Origin of the sequence: Nitrosomonas sp. HPC101 (genome assembly GCF_009833125.1) — a bacterium.
Lineage (GTDB): Bacteria > Pseudomonadota > Gammaproteobacteria > Burkholderiales > Nitrosomonadaceae > Nitrosomonas.
The window spans coordinates 1-16,071 of sequence record NZ_QRCC01000018.1 but is presented as its reverse complement, the minus strand read 5'-3'; the positions used below and the strand labels follow the sequence as shown (position 1 = coordinate 16,071).

Annotated in this window: 17 protein-coding genes; 7 read left to right on the top strand and 10 right to left on the bottom strand. The window is 53.1% G+C overall.

The window, feature by feature from the left end; all coding sequences use genetic code 11:
• Positions 1-32 precede the first annotated feature (32 nt).
• Positions 33-965 carry an alcohol dehydrogenase catalytic domain-containing protein gene (locus ABO04_RS11380; RefSeq protein ID WP_205012794.1) on the top strand — a complete coding sequence of 311 codons (933 nt, stop codon included), beginning with the start codon at positions 33-35 and terminating at the stop codon, positions 963-965.
• A gap of 251 nt (positions 966-1,216) precedes the next feature.
• Positions 1,217-1,486 (top strand): hypothetical protein, encoded by a 270-nt coding sequence (locus tag ABO04_RS11955; RefSeq protein WP_205012793.1) that lies wholly within the window; start codon positions 1,217-1,219, stop codon positions 1,484-1,486.
• Here ABO04_RS11955 and ABO04_RS11370 read toward each other — a convergent pair.
• Together ABO04_RS11370 and ABO04_RS11365 are read right to left on the bottom strand one after the other, a co-directional pair.
• Positions 1,452-3,740: a cbb3-type cytochrome c oxidase subunit I gene (locus tag ABO04_RS11370; protein WP_160810798.1), complete on the bottom strand. Its 2,289-nt coding sequence runs from the start codon at positions 3,738-3,740 to the stop codon at positions 1,452-1,454. The two genes, ABO04_RS11955 and ABO04_RS11370, sit on opposite strands and share 35 nt — an antisense overlap.
• Before the next feature lie 121 nt (positions 3,741-3,861).
• On the bottom strand, positions 3,862-4,074 hold the full coding sequence (locus ABO04_RS11365; RefSeq protein ID WP_160810797.1) for a hypothetical protein: 213 nt from the start codon (positions 4,072-4,074) through the stop codon (positions 3,862-3,864).
• Between the two features lie 395 nt (positions 4,075-4,469).
• Here ABO04_RS11365 and ABO04_RS11360 point away from each other — a divergent pair, with 395 nt between their 5' ends.
• The 4 genes from ABO04_RS11360 to ABO04_RS11345 all read left to right on the top strand — a co-directional run bounded on the left by ABO04_RS11360 (position 4,470) and on the right by ABO04_RS11345 (position 9,888).
• Complete coding sequence (locus tag ABO04_RS11360; protein ID WP_160810821.1) at positions 4,470-4,886, top strand: LOG family protein; 417 nt, start codon at positions 4,470-4,472, stop codon at positions 4,884-4,886.
• 148 nt (positions 4,887-5,034) lie between these two features.
• Positions 5,035-7,563 carry a glycogen/starch/alpha-glucan phosphorylase gene (locus tag ABO04_RS11355; RefSeq protein WP_160810795.1) on the top strand — a complete coding sequence of 843 codons (2,529 nt, stop codon included), beginning with the start codon at positions 5,035-5,037 and terminating at the stop codon, positions 7,561-7,563.
• Positions 7,564-7,606: 43 nt separating this feature from the next.
• Positions 7,607-9,736, top strand: coding sequence for a glycogen debranching protein GlgX (glgX, locus tag ABO04_RS11350; protein ID WP_205012792.1), 2,130 nt, complete (start codon positions 7,607-7,609; stop codon positions 9,734-9,736).
• On the top strand, positions 9,733-9,888 hold the full coding sequence (locus ABO04_RS11345) for a hypothetical protein (protein ID WP_160810793.1): 156 nt from the start codon (positions 9,733-9,735) through the stop codon (positions 9,886-9,888). Before glgX ends, ABO04_RS11345 begins: the two co-directional genes overlap by 4 nt.
• Here ABO04_RS11345 and ABO04_RS11340 read toward each other — a convergent pair whose 3' ends face one another.
• Positions 9,889-10,167 carry a hypothetical protein gene (locus tag ABO04_RS11340; RefSeq protein ID WP_160810791.1) on the bottom strand — a complete coding sequence of 93 codons (279 nt, stop codon included), beginning with the start codon at positions 10,165-10,167 and terminating at the stop codon, positions 9,889-9,891.
• A 22-nt stretch (positions 10,168-10,189) separates the two neighbouring features.
• Positions 10,190-10,498: a hypothetical protein gene (locus ABO04_RS11335; RefSeq protein WP_160810789.1), complete on the bottom strand. Its 309-nt coding sequence runs from the start codon at positions 10,496-10,498 to the stop codon at positions 10,190-10,192.
• 185 nt (positions 10,499-10,683) lie between these two features.
• On the opposite strand from ABO04_RS11335, the gene ABO04_RS11330 reads away from it, so the two are divergent.
• Positions 10,684-11,205: a hypothetical protein gene (locus tag ABO04_RS11330; RefSeq protein ID WP_160810787.1), complete on the top strand. Its 522-nt coding sequence runs from the start codon at positions 10,684-10,686 to the stop codon at positions 11,203-11,205.
• Here ABO04_RS11330 and queC read toward each other — a convergent pair.
• From queC to tolA, 6 genes are all read right to left on the bottom strand, one after another.
• Positions 11,193-11,876 carry a 7-cyano-7-deazaguanine synthase QueC gene (queC, locus tag ABO04_RS11325; protein ID WP_160810785.1) on the bottom strand — a complete coding sequence of 228 codons (684 nt, stop codon included), beginning with the start codon at positions 11,874-11,876 and terminating at the stop codon, positions 11,193-11,195. The genes ABO04_RS11330 and queC overlap by 13 nt on opposite strands.
• A gap of 21 nt (positions 11,877-11,897) precedes the next feature.
• On the bottom strand, positions 11,898-12,533 hold the full coding sequence (gene queE, locus ABO04_RS11320; RefSeq protein ID WP_160810784.1) for a 7-carboxy-7-deazaguanine synthase QueE: 636 nt from the start codon (positions 12,531-12,533) through the stop codon (positions 11,898-11,900).
• 101 nt (positions 12,534-12,634) lie between these two features.
• Complete coding sequence (gene ybgF, locus ABO04_RS11315) at positions 12,635-13,456, bottom strand: tol-pal system protein YbgF (RefSeq protein WP_160810782.1); 822 nt, start codon at positions 13,454-13,456, stop codon at positions 12,635-12,637.
• Positions 13,456-13,980, bottom strand: coding sequence for a peptidoglycan-associated lipoprotein Pal (gene pal, locus ABO04_RS11310; RefSeq protein ID WP_160810780.1), 525 nt, complete (start codon positions 13,978-13,980; stop codon positions 13,456-13,458). The genes ybgF and pal overlap by 1 nt, the downstream gene beginning before the upstream one ends.
• Positions 13,981-14,033: 53 nt before the next feature.
• A complete protein-coding gene (gene tolB / locus ABO04_RS11305; protein WP_160810779.1) occupies positions 14,034-15,305 on the bottom strand; it encodes a Tol-Pal system beta propeller repeat protein TolB in 1,272 nt (423 codons plus the stop codon).
• 38 nt (positions 15,306-15,343) lie between these two features.
• On the bottom strand, positions 15,344-16,071 hold a 728-nt coding region (tolA, locus tag ABO04_RS11300), incomplete at its 5' end, for a cell envelope integrity protein TolA (RefSeq protein ID WP_160810777.1).

Genomic DNA, 16,071 nt, shown 5'->3' with positions numbered 1-16,071 from the left:
TATTTTTCCTATACACCCGGGATCGGGAAACGATGAACGAGCCGCATGCTCCCTTCGAAGGTATCGGCGACAGCGCTTTCGACCGCGAGGGAATCGACACCTTCACCGAGTGGAAGTGGGTGATGATCCGGTCCCACTCCTCCAGGAATGAGCACCGATTCTCTGCTCAGAGGGAAAGGGGGGCGACTCCTATTATGGACGCGCCGCGCGAGGACGAAGTGCTGGTGCGCGTCGTCGGGGTCGGCCTTTGCCACACCGATCTGATCTGCCGCGATCAGGTCTACCCGGTGACATTTCCGGCTGTCTTCGGCCATAAAGGTTCTGGAGTCGTTGAGAAGATCGGCACAAGCGTGACCAGGCTCCAGCCAGGTGATCACGTCGTCCTGAGTTTTTGCTCCTGCGGCCAGTGTATGCCCTGCAAGCGCGGCGACCCGACCCACTGTGCCGAGAACTTCAATCTCAATTTCGGTGGCAAGCGCAGCGACGGCTCGCACACCCTGCACCTGCACGGCCAGCCGATCTTCGGCAACTTCTTCGGCCAGTCGTCCTTTTCCACCTACGCGCTCGACAATGTGCTGACCGACCAGGGCTCCGAGACGCTGCTGGCGCTGAGGGATCATATGTACAAGGCGCCAACCCGGGATGCCCACGTCCTGGCGACCTACGACTTGGGCACTCCGGTTCCTGTCGATTCATGCATGTCTTCGCAAGCCGACGCCTTCGTTGGCTGCTACGCGATCTGGAACGAGGAGCAGGACGACCCGCGCAATTTCGCCTGGCTGAAGGAAACGCTGCCGCTGATGGATCCCTTTGCCGCGGGGCACTATGTCAACGAGGTCGAAGGACGGACGAATCCGCAGCGCTACGTACAGTGTTTCAGCGAAAATAACTGGAAACACCTTGAGCAACTGCGCACTCGCCATGATCCGGAGGGAGTATTCCACAGCTATCTTGGACATAGCTGACAGTGTGGCCGCCATCCCAGCGGCAGGGTAATGCTGCAAATTCTAGCGGGTGAGAATCTGCTGTTTGTCAAGGGAGTTGTCGTGTTCATCTACACGGTGACTTTTCGATTCAGATCGCACTTATTAAGTGACGTTGTTTGGTCACGATTGTAAACGATTTAATTGGGTTTGTTATGCGTATGCCTGATGGATAATCACTATCATAGTGTTGTGGAAACGGTTGGAGCGAATTTATCCAAGAAGATCGGCAATTGAATGGCGTATATACTCAGCAATTCAATCGTAATCATGTTGGGCATGTTTATCAGGGGCGTTATAAATCGCTTCTGGTAGAGAAAGATAGCTACCTTTTTAGTGACAGAAATAAAGGGATTGCGGCTGCATATCACACGGGAGATTACACAATGAAGCAGATCGTGGATGAATTCGATCTGACCCCCAGTGTTTTGCTCCAGGTCGCCGTGCTGATTGGTGCGCCCGTTACGCTCAGGCGCGGCGGCGCACGCCCTGCCATCCTCTGACGGCTGCAATGGTGATCGGAATCGAGCCAAAGATGATGAATACCAGATCGCCGGGCAGGCGCAGCCATTCGATGATCAGTGACAGATCCTTGTGGATGTAGGCCTGCGATCGTGCGTGCCAGTATCCGTTCTGCATGACATCCCACATTTGCAGCGCACCACTGGGGAACAGGCTCATGAGCACCATCATCAGCAGGCCGGCATTTGTGCCCCAATAGGCAATGCGGACGTATTTCTCGATTCCGGGCCAGTCCTCATCGCTGGCTGTCTGCCGCAGTGTGAAGACCGTCACGGCAAGACCCAGCATACCGAATACACCCATCAAGGCTGCGTGCCCGTGGGTGGGAGTGATCTGTGTGCCGACTTCGTAGTAGCTGACAATGGGCAGATTGATCAGGAATCCGAATACACCTGCGCCAAAGAAATTCCAGAAACCGACGGCAATCAGGAAGTAGATCGTCCATTTATGGGGGATGCGCACACGTTTGCCGTCGGCGCCTTCTCCGCCGCGCGCAGTCTGTATGAATCGCCATGCATCCAGCGTCAACAACGTCAGCGGAACGACCTCGAGGACCGAGACCAGGGCGGCTGCCGCCAGGTTGAAGCTGGAGTGCCCCGAAAAATACCAGTGGTGCCCGGTGCCAATCAGGCCGCCCAGGAAGTAAAGAATAGCATCGAGGTAGATGACCCCCAGGGCGGTGTTGCGCCGGGCCAGGCCTAATTGGTATAAAATCAGCGCCACGACGGTTGTGGCAAAGAATTCGAAGAAGCCTTCGACCCAGAGATGGATGATCCAGAAGCGCCAAGTGTCTACGATAGTAAAATTGGTCTCGGCACCATAGAACAGGGCGGGCAGGTAGAACACCGGGATGGCCAGTGCGGCCACCATGAACATGCGTACGATCGGGCGCGCCTCGGTTTTGTCGACCTTGGCCGGTCGGGCGAGCCACCACAGTACCCCGAACCATACCAATAGACCAATGGCAAGCAGGTATTGCCACGCGCGACCCAGTTCGAGGTACTCCCAGCCTTGGTTGCCAATCCAGAACCACCAGTCACCGAGCAACTGCGAGATACCCAGCCAGATACTCAGAAGACTGCCGACGATCACAATTACAAAGGCGGCAAACAGAAAATGTGCCCAGCCGGCCAGTGCTTCGGGCACGTTTCGACGTAAGGTCGAACCCAGGAACAGCGCGGCGGCGACATAGGATGTGGCGATCCACATCAGGGCGCTTTGCAGGTGCCATGTACGCAGCAGGTTGCTTGGGAAGATCTTTTCCAGAGGGATCCCATAGAACCCGTCAGGTTCGATCCGGTAATGGGCCACAGCACCGCCCACCAATGTCTGAAACAGAAACAATGCCGTAACCAGAACACTGAATTTCACCAGCGCCCGTTGGGCAGAAGTAGACTCGCCGGCTGGTGCGAAAGGCTGCGTGCCGGGGCCTGCGCTGATCCATCCGATATCCTCGAAACGACCTGAAAGCAGCAGCATAAACGCGATACCGCCCAGCAGGACGATCAGGCTCATAGCGCTCCAGAATGTCGTGCCGGCGGTTGGGTGGTTGCCGACCAGCGGATCATAGGGGAAGTTGTTGGTATATGAATGACCGTAGCCGGGGCGCTCGGCGACCGAGGCCCATGCCGTCCAGGCCACAAAGGCGGAAAACTGCCGGAGTTCCTCGGGATCCGAGAGGCTTCCGGCCTTCAGACCGGCGCTATTGGCCGGGTTGCTGAAGTACTCCTTCCAGTAGCCCGGCTGTTTTTTCAGAGCCAGTGTCTCAGCCGGGGTCAGGGTCAGAATATCGGTTTCCGGATCATAGCGATTCGTTTTCAAGGTCACGGCAACCTGTGCGGTGATGCTTGCCTGCTGGATCTTGTCCAGCTGATCGAATGGCTGATTGAGCTGCTGCTGGGCCAGTATGTCGGCGCTGTCCATGCCGATCTTGTGCAGCGCATCAGCGGAAAAGTCCGGGCCCAGATAGGCGCCGTGACCCCAGATGGAACCATTGTTCATCAGGCCGTGCTTCAGGAACACGCTCTGGCCTGCACCCACGTCGGCCTTTGTGAACAGTACTTGGCCGTCCGAGCCGGTGACCTTCCCGGGAATTGGCGGCGCGTTGCGATAACCCAGATACGTGATGGCCAGCAGTACCGCGAACCCGAGCACCATGATGATGCCAATCGTGCGCATCCACCAGGGAGAGAGTGGGGGGCTGTCTTTGGAGTGCTCCTCGGGCTTGAAACTCATGCTGTGTGCTCCTGAGTGGAATTTACAGATGCGAGTTAAAAATGCCAGATCGATCTAGAGTGCCACACAGCTGATCGATTGTCGAGACGCAATCGCTCGGCTGTTTCTGCCGGACAGAGGTCTACCAGACACCGTGGTGCTCCGAAGCATGAGGAATGAGCAGCAGGGAGACCAGCACCAGCATGCTCCAGCCACCGTAGATCCAGGACTGGCTGATGCCGGGGTTTGCAGAGGTGGACAGGACTGTGGCGACAATCGAAATGAAGGTAATGGTGCCGATCTGGATGAACAAGAGTATACAAAGTGGCCAAGACTCAACCTCATTCGTTTCCATGGTGTGCTCGCGCCAAATGCGAAGCTTTGCTCTGAGATTGTGCCAGGCAATAAGAAGACAGAAGTAATGTATCCGATACGAATGACGATCGATGTGCCGGACCCCCCCGGCCTCGGTGCGTATCATCAAGCGCCGCCACGTTCACCTGCGCAAATCTTTGATCCTTTAGGGTCTGTCTGAGGAACCAGGTCCATATTTTCGGTGCATTTCCTGAATGGATGACATCCCCCTTGGGCGTTTTTTGCGTGAAGGGTAAGAAGAAGGCAAAACCAACACTTTTTGCTGCTGATCAAAGACAAATTTTTGCGAATTTAGAATGACTTTCCGGCCAGATTGACAACCGAATTCTTTTCTGATAGGTTCGATTTCAAAGACGTTTATTTTTCCTATACACCATCGGCATCCGCGTCCGATTGCCGTTCGAACAGGAGGTCAATCCGTTTGTCAGAGAGGCTTTCGAACATCAGACGCTCTTCACCCGCCTGCATCACTTCGTGTTGTTGTCTGATGCTTTTATTGTCGCGCCAGGTGGTATCGGCACGATGCTCGAGTCCACGATGATCTGGCAGCTGTTGCAGATACGCCACCTGCACGATACGCCGCTGATCTTTACCGATTCGATGCGGCTGGGTCTGGTTGACTGGACGAAACAGATGATGCTGCATCCCGGATTCGAGTTAGCTAATCCCGAAGACATGAAGATTCCGCGCTGCGTGGATAGCGCTGATGAGGCGATTGCTGTCGTGCGCGAGCACCATGCTCATTGGTTGGCTGAGCAAGCGATCCATGAGACATATGACAGCACACCATAAAAAAACATCTTATTGAAGTCTCGTCTTGCTCATCATTTTATCGTGGGGAAACCATGATCGAAGCTAGGAGGCTGTCCAAAAATAGACTGATCTACTGCAGACAGTTTCCTCGGCAGCGATTAAACAACTCTAAAAGGATTCGAGCAATATGAGCAAAATACCTCAAAAACAATCCAAAAGCGCTGCGTCAGTCGTTACATCGGCAGCTGCTGCAAGCTTAACCGATACGGATGTTCGCACTGGCATGCAACCCGCTGCGCTCAGGCAGGCAGTGAAAGACCATCTGCGTTATTCCATTGGGCGCTTGCCTGCAATGGCGAGCGCGCATGACTATTACTTCGCGCTGGCGTTGGCTGTGCGCGATCGTATGTTGCAGCGCTGGCTCAGCACGACGCAAACCTACTTCGATCTCAGTCGTAAGGTCGTTTGTTATCTCTCAGCAGAATTTCTCATGGGGCCGCACCTTGGCAATAATCTGGTGAATCTTGGTCTCGAACAAGCGGCCCGCAAAGCACTGGCGGAATTAGGTGGGGATCTCGATACCATCATGGCTTGCGAAGAAGAACCAGGACTGGGTAATGGCGGTCTGGGGAGACTGGCCGCTTGTTATCTCGATTCGCTGGCGACACTGCAATGTCCGGCCATAGGCTATGGCATTCGCTATGAGTTTGGCATCTTTGATCAGGAGATTCAGGATGGTTGGCAGGCGGAAGTAACGGACAAATGGTTGCGCCATGGTAATCCGTGGGAAATTGTCAAGCCCGAAATCGCCTACTACATCAACTTGGGTGGCCACACCGAACATTATCGTGATGAAACGGGGAATGATCGTGTGCGCTGGGTGCCGCAGCGGGTGGTGAAGGGCACTGCCTACGACACACCCATACAGGGTTATGACGTCAATACCTGTAACACCCTGCGGTTGTGGAGCGCCGAGGCGGTGGAATCTTTCGACTTCCAGGCATTCAATACCGGCGATTACTACCAGGCGGTGGAGGACAAGATGATTTCCGAAACGGTCACCAAGGTACTTTATCCCAACGACGAGCCGGAGATTGGCAAGCAGCTGCGCTTGAGCCAGCAGTATTTTTTCGTCTCATGCTCACTGCAGGATATGCTGCATCTGCTCGATCTTGCCGGTGTGCCGGTAGAGAATTTTGCGCAACGCTTTGCCGTGCAGCTTAATGACACCCATCCTTCCATCGGGGTAGCTGAATTGATGCGTTTGCTCGTGGACGAGCGGGGATTGGATTGGGATGCAGCTTGGGCGATCACGATGCAAACCTTTGGCTATACCAACCACACACTGTTACCCGAGGCACTGGAGACCTGGCCGCTACCGATGTTCGCAGAACTTCTGCCACGCCATCTGGAAATTATCTACGCAATCAACCAGCGTTTCCTTGCTGAAGTACGCGCGCGTTTTCCGAATGATGAAGCGCGTGTTGCGCGTATGTCGTTGATTGGCGAGGAAGGTGACAAGCGTATCCGCATGGCGCATCTCGCCACTGTCGGCAGTCATGCCATTAACGGTGTCGCTGCATTGCATTCCGATCTGCTCAAGGCCAGCGTGCTGAAGGATTTTTATGAGATGTGGCCTGAGCGCTTCATCAATAAAACTAACGGTGTCACGCCGCGCCGCTTCCTGGCGCTGGCCAATCCGGGATTGCGCGGCCTGCTGAATGATACGCTGGGTGAGCAATGGCTGGAAGATCCAGGACAACTGCGCCAATTAGAAGCGGAGGCAGGTAATGCTGCATTCAGGAGCAAGTGGCGCGCGGTCAAAGAAGCCAATAAGCAGCGCCTGGCCGATTATATCCGCACACACGCCAAGGTTGAACTTGACCCAAACTGGCTGTTCGATATTCTGGTCAAGCGTATCCATGAATACAAGCGCCAGCATCTGAGCGTATTGCATATTGTCACGCTTTATCGCCGTCTCAAGGAGAATCCAGAGCTTACAATTCCGCCGCGCGCGTTCATTTTCGGTGGCAAAGCGGCGCCAGGTTATTTCATGGCCAAACGTATCATCAAGCTCATCAATGCCGTGGCCGAAACAGTCAATGCTGATCCGGCGGTGAATACCCGCATGAAAGTCGCTTTTGTGCCCAACTTTAATGTGCAGAACGCTCATCTCATTTATCCGGCTGCCGATTTGTCGGAGCAGATTTCCACTGCCGGCAGGGAGGCTTCCGGCACCGGTAACATGAAGTTTATGCTGAACGGCGCGCTGACTATTGGCACGCTCGATGGCGCCAATGTGGAAATACGCGAAGAAGTGGGGACGGAGAATTTTTTCCTGTTTGGCTTGACCGCCAGAGAAGTGGAACGCATCAAGCGTGAAGGCTACCGTCCAGGTGACTATGTTGCTGGCAATACCGAGTTGCGCACGGTGCTGGAACTCATTAGTAGCGGTTATTTCTCTCGCGGTGATAGCGAGGTGTTTCGTCCCGTTATCGACAATCTGACTCAGTCCGATCCATTTCTGGTACTGGCTGATTACGCTGCCTATATCACGTGCCAGGAGCAAGTTAATACTGCGTGGCAGGATAAGGAAAACTGGACGCGCATGTCAATTCTCAATACCGCACGCAGCGGTAAATTTTCCTCCGATCGCGCTATCGGTGAGTACTGCGACGAAATTTGGAATGTCCATCCGGCAACAGTGAAGTTGTAGGGCGCATGGTATATCATCGCCAACTCAAGCGAGATCTCAAAGCGTGCGCAACCCAGACGAAACTGATTTGATATCGGCAACTGGTCACGAGATTCCGCCGCCTTATGCGATCCAGCCGGGAACCCGGTTTCCGCCTGGCGCCACTGCCGAGGCGGACGGTGTGAACTTCTGTATTTTCAGTCAACATGCGAGCCGGGTCGATCTGTTACTGTATGCCAGTGCAGACAGTCTCGCGCCGTTTCAGATCATCCCGCTTGATTCCGAACAGAACCGCAGTTTTTTCTTCTGGCATGTGTTTGTGGAGAACTTGCCCGTCGGAACCTATTACACCTGGCGCATGGATGGTGTCGGCGATACTGCCGCGACCGGGCGGCGTTTCTATCCTGAAAAAGAACTGCTTGATCCCTGGGCGCAGATAGTGAGCGATATGCTGTGGAATCGCAGGCTCGCCTGCACTGAGCAAGACAGCCGCTCGAATCGCTTACGTGCCATCGTCGCCGAGCCGCTCTCGCGAGCAACATCTGCATCGCACTGGAAGCAGGTCAACCTGGAAGGCGCGGTGATCTATGAGTTGCATGTGGGCGCTTTCACCCGCCATCCGTCAGCGGCAGTGAGACATCCTGGCAGCTTCACCGCACTTAAGGAGAAGATTCCCTATCTGCAAGCACTGGGTGTGACGCATGTCGAGCTATTGCCGGTGATGGCCTTCGACACGCAGGATGTGCCGCCCGGTGTGGCGGAGCGTGGACTGCATAATTATTGGGGTTACAGTACACACAGTTTCTGGGCACCGCATCCGGGCTATTGCATCGATCCAGCGCACTCCGCTCAGGAGTTCCGCGACTTGGTCGATGCATTGCATGCGGCTGATATCCGTGTGCTGCTGGATGTGGTTTTCAACCACACCGCGGAGGGTGACGAAGCCGGACCAGTAATTCATTTTCGCGGGCTCGCCAACGATATTATTTACCACCTCGATGCTAGCGACCGGCGCCGCTACCTCGATTTTACCGGTTGCGGCAATACCGTGAACTGTAATCATCCATTGGTAACGGCATTCATCGTACATTGCCTGGAATACTGGGTGGAGGTACTCGGAGTAGACGGTTTTCGCTTCGATCTTGCCAGCGTCTTCGTGCGTGGTGACAATGGCGTACCACTCGCCAACCCACCTTTTCCCTGGGTCATCGTATCCTCGCACATCCTCGCGCGAGTACCGATGATCGCCGAGGCCTGGGATGCAGCTGGATTGTATCAAGTCGGTGCTTTTCCCGGTATGGCCTGGTCGGAATGGAACGGCCGCTACCGGGATGTGATACGTCGCTTTGTGCGCGGGGATCCCGGGCTCATTGGTGAAGTCGCGACACGTATCACCGGCAGTGCCGATCTCTACGCTGACGATAAGCGCAAGCCGATTAGCAGTATTAACTTCATTACCTGTCACGACGGCTTCACCCTCTACGATCTGGTGAGCTACAACGTCAAGCATAATGAAGCTAATGGGGAAGACAATCGCGATGGCAGTAACGACAATCTGAGCTGGAACTGCGGTGTTGAGGGCGAGACCGACGATGCTGCCGTGAATGCATTACGTCTACGGCAAGCGAAAAATCTTTTGGCCATCATGATGCTATCGCGCGGAGTGCCCATGCTGCTTGCCGGTGACGAAGTGCTGCGCACACAGCGCGGCAACAACAACGCCTATTGCCAGAACAACGCGCTTAGCTGGTTCGACTGGCAGTTCAGCGAGCGCAATGCCGGTATGCTGCGTTATACCCGTGAGCTGATCGCGTTGCGCCGCCGCCATCCCAGCCTTACCAGCGATCGATTCTTTACTGGCGTACCGCTACCCGGGCGGGATATACCCGATATCGCCTGGCATGGGGCGCGCCTCAATGAGCCGCCCTGGCACGATCTGCAGGCACGTCTACTTGCTTATACGATCGCTGCTTTGCGCGATGACGAAGAGGACCTGCACGTGATCCTGAATATGTCGGATCAGTCCGTAGAAGCGCCTTTGCCGCTCATGCGCGGGCGGCGCTGGCATCGGACGCTCGACACCGCTCAATCCTCTCCTGCTGATATTTTTACGCGCGAGCACCAACAGCCGATCGTGGCGGGAATCTACCCCGTTGCACCGCGCAGCGTGATCGTACTCGAGGCGCGCGCATGAGCAGTCGTATTGTTCTGGTTATCAATGCGGGCTCATCGAGTCTAAAATTTTCGGTATTTCGCACGGACGATACGGAAATTTTGCGGCTGGCCGGGCGCGATTTCACGGTTGCCGAAGTCGTCAGTGGTGCCATCAGGCTCGCCGGTACCTGACTACACGAACGCTTTCAACATGGACCACTGCTTGCCGTGGGCCATCGCGTAGTCCATGGCGGCGATCCACGCGGTGCGCGAGGCGCCGTTGTCCAGGGTATAGGCGGTAATACCGGATTGACGAACCGTGTGGCACACGATCCGCCGATTAATGCGGGAAAAACCTGCCAGTCCTTTACCAGCGCCTCCTGTGCGGAGCACGCCCACCGCATCTGTGCTCGGCAGCACACCCAATTTTAGCAAATTGGATAATGCAGCGTCGCTCTTGAGGGTACGCATAGCTTCCAGCGACCTGCCACCATTATTGAGCATAAGCACCAGCGGAGTTATATAGGTCCGCTGCATAGCTGGTCCGCTCCCAGGCTTTTGGCATTTCTTGCTGTAACCACCGCTTAAATCCCAGACCATAGACAAATTCGCCAAATAACACTAATCCTGCATTTGTTGTCAATGTCTCGTCCGTTGCCTCTATCTTGAATGGAAGCACCCTTTGTGCCAAAACCCTCATTGCCGCTCCTCTTTTTATCACCCACACCCCATAGGTGAAAGTTTCGATAGCCTTAATTTTGCCGGATCGCTTGTGCGGCAGGACATTTCCTTGCCTTGACATGAGTGAATCGCGATTCTTGGGATTTACTGAAAGCTTGTCATAACGTGGGCATCCATGTATGGGTTAAGAAAATAAAGTTTTTGAATCTGACTGGAAGGTGTGACGTATTAAAACAATAGGGTCTGAATGTCAAACGCAAGGCCTGGCCCGAGAAGTCGATACTTTGAGAACGAACTTCGCAGATCATGTCGACGGCTGCGTATCACAACCCACAAGAGAATCTACACGCATCCACCCACCACACGGATGCTGGGAAATACACTCACCATGAACGACACCGACCGGAAAAGACTATCCTATACCAGTTGGTACCAGAGCACGTGGAGACCTTCTTTGCGCAAGTTGAGGCTGAGATCGGATCGGGTTCACCCGATTTTGTCAGAGACGAGTTTGATGCCTTCCTTGAATGCGGTGTTTTTGCGCATGGCGCAGACGGCTGCTCACTTGGTCGATCACGTTATTCCCAATGTACCCTGCGGCAACGGGTGCTTTCATTGCCGATTACGCTGATTCAGCGTTTTAGTTTGGTATTCGATGGCGTCTATCACATCCAGGGCGACATACCGGCGTTCCATGGCGTACGCACACCGACTGCTGAACAACTGCAGACACTGCTTGACCAGACCATCCAGCGTATCCTGAAAGCATTGACCCGCAACGGCGCGCTCATTGGGCGAAAATCGTGGTCTGTCCCCTATTTTCCCTGATGCTGGTAGTGTGTCGGATCGGGAATACTTGCTGCTGCAAAACCAGCCCTGCGGATATGGCAAGCATCGCACTGGCCGCAGGCATACCCGGTTTCATCCGCCTGATAACAGGAAACAGTTATGCTGTAGTCTATGCCGAGCGCGATGCCGCGACGAATAATGTCGCACTTGGGCAGATCAATTAAAGGAGTGTGCACTTTCAGAAGGTTGCCTTCTCTTCCTGCTTTTGTAGCCAGCTGCGCCATTTTCTCGAAAGCATTGATATAGTCTGGCCGGCAATCCGGATACCCGGAATAATCAACGGCAGTCACGCCGATAAAAATGTCCTGGGCGCCCAGCACTTCTGCCCACGCCAGTGCCAGTGACAACATAATGGTGTTCCGGGCTGGAACGTAAGTGACCGGAATTCCCGGGCTAGCAGCATATATCGGGACAGCAATAGCAGGATCGGTCAGCGCAGAGCGGGCAAGAACAGTTAAATCCAGCGTGAGAAACTGATGATCACAGACCTGAAGGGATTGACCAATTTGCATTGCAGCAATCAGCTCGGCAGCATGGCGCTGGCCATAATCGACACTAAGTGCATAACAGGCAAATCCGCTTTCCCTGGCAATAGCAAGGGTTGTGGCGGAATCCAGACCACCTGATAACAGTACGACCGCTTTTTTCATAAACCGATCCCAGCTGCCGTTTTATCGCCCGGCACATTCTCCCCAGAGTAGTTTATGTAACTGGAACTGCAAACGAACCGGCAATCGATCTTGCAATATCCAGACCGCCAGTTCTGCGGGATCAAGCTGGTTATAGGACGGGGAGAATAAAACCGGACAAATATTCTCCAGCTTCAGCACCTGAAGCTTTTGCTTTGCCCAATCGTAATCGGCCCGGTCGCATAACACGAACTTTATTTCGTCATGGGCAGTCAGGCAATCAAGGTTATTCCAGTAATTTTTTTTCATTTCGCCAGAACCGGGCGTTTTAATATCCAGAATTCTGGATACACGCGTATCCACCTGTGAAATATCCAGTGCGCCACTGGTTTCAAGAGAAACAGAATATCCGTGATCACACAGGGCTGCCAGCAGAACCAGGCTGTCCGCCTGGGCCAGCGGTTCCCCTCCCGTAACAGTGATATAGCGCGGTGAAAATGAAGCTACTTTGCGCATGATTTCATTGATATCCATACGCTCACCACCGGAGAATGCGTAGCTGGTATCACAGTATCCACAGCGTAGCGGGCAACCAGTCAGACGGATAAATACCGTGGGTAGCCCCATCCGGCTTGTTTCCCCCTGAAGCGAGTAGAAAATTTCCGTAACTCGTAACATCGGATTCTAGCGGAATTGGAATATTCCCCTCGTTTGTCGGGAGGAATTTAAAAATGAATGAAACAACTTACGCTGAATCTGGCGATATCTATGATCAGAATTTATTTGAGAGATCCCAGACGGCGCCTGGCTTTTTCTGCTGCTTCGGTACCAGGGTAGTTTGCAATGAGATTTTCCAATGTTTGTCTGGCAGCAGCCTTCTGACCGGTTTCAACCTGACTGCTTGCCATATTGAGCAGCCCGTCCGGTATTTTAGGGCTGTCAGGGTAAGTTTCAATTAGTTGCTGCTGTGCAAAGATTGCCTTGTCAAAATTTCTCATCGCGTAATACGCGTTTCCAATCCAATATGCAGCAGACGGTGCCAGAGCAGATTGGGGATGCTGAGATAGAAAATTCTCGAAACTAGTTATGGCTCCGGAATAATCACCATCCTTAAACAGTACGTACGCTGCATCATAGCGATTACGCTGTGCCGTATCCGGCAATTGCAGGATCACAGGCGTTTTGGGAGAGGCGGTATTTTTTATATCAGCGGCTGATTGTTCTGATGGCGGGACAGAAATTCCGGAATCTGGCTCGGAAGCACTCGCTGAACCAGATTCAATCTGGCGCAGCCGGTTGTCAAGATCCAGGTAAAAATCCTTTTGTTGCTTGCGTAATGACCGACTCTCCTCCTCAAGTACCTCTATTTGTCCCCGCAGTTTTCCCATTTCCTCCTTGAGCGCTTCTGCCTGAGAATGTAACTCGATCAAAGACTGACCCATAAAAACTTCTTCCGTGCGCTGCATGCGCGCTTCCATTTCCAGTACCTTTGTGCGCAGCGCCTCCAGCTGCTCGCGTGTTTCAGAATCACCAAACAGCGCAGCCTGCGCAACGTTACAACCCAGGAGCAAAAATAATGGCAGGAAAGCGCGCAGAAACATTAATACTCTCCTTGATAGAGAATATCAGTACGCCGGTTCTCGGCCCAGGATGACTCGTCACTCCCTAGCACACGTGGTTTTTCTTCGCCCAGACTAACAGCTTCAACCTGCTGATCACGGGCACCGGATAGCAGTAGAATATCTTTTACACTGTTGGCCCGGCGTTGCCCCAACGCGAGGTTATATTCCCGACTACCGCGTTCGTCAGTATTACCTTGCAACAGTACCTGTGCATTGAGGTTGTCACGCAGATAAGCAGCGTGTGCAAGCACCAGATCACGATACTCACCCTTTACCGTATAGCTGTCAAAGTCAAAATAAACGCTACGGCGAGATAATATGTTGTTGGGATCCTGCAGGGGATTCATCCCAAAACCATCCGATCCGGTGCCGCCGCGTATACCTTCACTTTCTCCTCCCCTGTTATACGAGTGATCCTCAATATCAGAAGTTTGTTGTGCATTATCGCTGGCGCACGCGGACAGCAGGCTAATAACGGCCACTACTGTAAAAATTCTTTTCATTTCTCACCATAAATAAATAATTAGCTCACATTCAGTGAGTATTCCTGTCCATATTACCGTTGTTTCAGTAACGGTCCCCACACTGCCTCCCGGATATCCCCCGCTTCCTGCGAAAAACGACTTCTTGTCTGGCCATCACTGGAAACGATGGATAATATACCACGCCCGCTCACTTCCGTTGTGTATAGAACCATACGGTTATTGGGGGAAAAACTGGGAGATTCATTGAAGCCAGAATCCGTTAACAATTGCATCTGGCGAGTTGAAAAATCTTGCACAGCGATGCTGAACCGTCCGGCATTTCTGTGGACATAAACAAATCGTTTTCCATCCGGACTATAACGTGGGCTAACGTTGTAGTCTCCTTCAAAGGTTAATCTTTCAGCAGCACCAGCAGATGACGGCATACGATATATCTGTGCACTTCCTCCTCTGTCGGAAGTAAATATCAGCCATTTTCCATCTGGTGAAAAACTGGGTTCCGTATCGATCCCCGGGCTTTGTGAAATCCGCTGCAATCCGCTGCCATCCGCATTCATCAGATAAATTTGAGATCCACCATGCAATGTCAGAACCACAGCCAATTTGCTGCCATCAGGCGACCAGGCCGGAGCACTGTTACTCCCCTTAAAATTTGCCACTGCCTTACGCTCAGGGGTTGCCAGTGCCTGCACATAGACCACCGGTTTTTTCTTTTCAAAGGAGGTGTAGGCAATTCTGCTGCCATCAGGCGACCAGGCCGGAGAGATGATCGGCTCGGTATATTCGACCAGTGAACGGGCATTGAATCCATCATAATCTGATACCTGTAATGCGTACTGGCTGCCTTGTTTTCTGATAAAGGCAATTCTTGTGCTAAATACACCGGGTTCGCCTGTCAATGTCTCATACACAATATCCGCAATACGATGTGCAAAAGCACGCAACTGCCCGGTCGTGACGGTACCACTAAATCCGGTCAGTTGAACCTGTTTGGCAACATCCAGCAAGCGAAACTGGATATCCACCCGCCCGTCCGGCAAAGTTGATGTGTTGCCGATAATCAGCGCGCTTGCACCACGCCCTAACCAGTCGACATAACTTACCGGCTCTTGTGAGGTTAATCCCAGCGGGTCAACCAATTTGAATATCCCGCTGCGTTCCAGATCGGCTGATACAATTTCTGAAATATTTTGGGGAAGTTCTCTTTCGCCATTAAACGGAGCTACGGCAACCGGAATCCTGTTGGCTCCACCACCGAAGATCTCGATATCAAGAGCAGCTTGGAGCGATGTGCTCATCCATAACAAGAGAAACACACTGGTGTAATACAAAAAATTACGCATACGAATCACCACGCCATGTTGTAGAGGTAAGTCAAAAACTACTCACGATAGTAAACGGTAAGATTTAAATTACGAAATGCATTAAACAATCCAGGATCCGGGGGTAAAGGCAAGGGCTTGGCCAGATAAATCGCTCTTTCCACCGCATCATCAAACGCAGCGTAACCACTTGATTTGCGCAAAGTCACTGTCAGGACATCGCCTCCTGGTAACAGGGTTACAGTAAATTCCACAGCAGGGTTTCCCGGAAGATCCGGTGGCATGATAATACGGCTCCGAATCTTAGCCTGAATCATAGCTTTATATTTTTCAATTTCACCCACTGCTTTGGCTTGGGCTGCCTCTGCTGCAACCCTCTCCTGTTCACGCTGCTGTGCCCGCTTTTGCGCTTCGATCTGCTGCCGGGTGTCATCCTTTTTCTCGGCTTTTTGCTCTATTTTTTTAACAGGTTCAGCCTTGGGTGTTTCTTTCTTGATTGGTTCCGCTTTCTTTACTGCTTCCATCGGTTCAGGTTTTTCCACCGGCTTTTTAGCAGACTCCTCTTTCGGTACTTCCTTTTTTACCGGCTCCGGTTTCTTCACTTCCTCTTTAGGCTGCGGTTTTTCCGTTTTATCCTTGAGGGCTATATCAGGTTTACGCACGGGCGGAGGTGCAACCTTGATCGCTGGCTGAGGTTGGGACTTCAGCTGTGGCTGTGGCTGTGGCTGTGGCTGTGGCTGTGGCTGTGGCTGTGGCTGTGGCTGTGGCTGTGGCTGTGGCTGTGGTG

What these genes read in the sequence shown, in the direction of transcription:
- ABO04_RS11335 (WP_160810789.1), bottom strand. Translation starts at nt 10,498, where the DNA reads ATGTCAAGGCAAGGAAATGTCCTGCCGCACAAGCGATCCGGCAAAATT.
- ABO04_RS11365 (WP_160810797.1), bottom strand. Translation starts at nt 4,074, where the DNA reads ATGGAAACGAATGAGGTTGAGTCTTGGCCACTTTGTATACTCTTGTTC.
- ABO04_RS11370 (WP_160810798.1), bottom strand. Translation starts at nt 3,740, where the DNA reads ATGAGTTTCAAGCCCGAGGAGCACTCCAAAGACAGCCCCCCACTCTCT.
- tolB (WP_160810779.1), bottom strand. Translation starts at nt 15,305, where the DNA reads ATGCGTAATTTTTTGTATTACACCAGTGTGTTTCTCTTGTTATGGATG.
- ABO04_RS11345 (WP_160810793.1), top strand. Translation starts at nt 9,733, where the DNA reads ATGAGCAGTCGTATTGTTCTGGTTATCAATGCGGGCTCATCGAGTCTA.
- ABO04_RS11380 (WP_205012794.1), top strand. Translation starts at nt 33, where the DNA reads ATGAACGAGCCGCATGCTCCCTTCGAAGGTATCGGCGACAGCGCTTTC.
- pal (WP_160810780.1), bottom strand. Translation starts at nt 13,980, where the DNA reads ATGAAAAGAATTTTTACAGTAGTGGCCGTTATTAGCCTGCTGTCCGCG.
- queE (WP_160810784.1), bottom strand. Translation starts at nt 12,533, where the DNA reads ATGTTACGAGTTACGGAAATTTTCTACTCGCTTCAGGGGGAAACAAGC.
- queC (WP_160810785.1), bottom strand. Translation starts at nt 11,876, where the DNA reads ATGAAAAAAGCGGTCGTACTGTTATCAGGTGGTCTGGATTCCGCCACA.
- ABO04_RS11340 (WP_160810791.1), bottom strand. Translation starts at nt 10,167, where the DNA reads ATGCGTACCCTCAAGAGCGACGCTGCATTATCCAATTTGCTAAAATTG.
- ybgF (WP_160810782.1), bottom strand. Translation starts at nt 13,456, where the DNA reads ATGTTTCTGCGCGCTTTCCTGCCATTATTTTTGCTCCTGGGTTGTAAC.
- ABO04_RS11330 (WP_160810787.1), top strand. Translation starts at nt 10,684, where the DNA reads ATGTCGACGGCTGCGTATCACAACCCACAAGAGAATCTACACGCATCC.
- ABO04_RS11355 (WP_160810795.1), top strand. Translation starts at nt 5,035, where the DNA reads ATGAGCAAAATACCTCAAAAACAATCCAAAAGCGCTGCGTCAGTCGTT.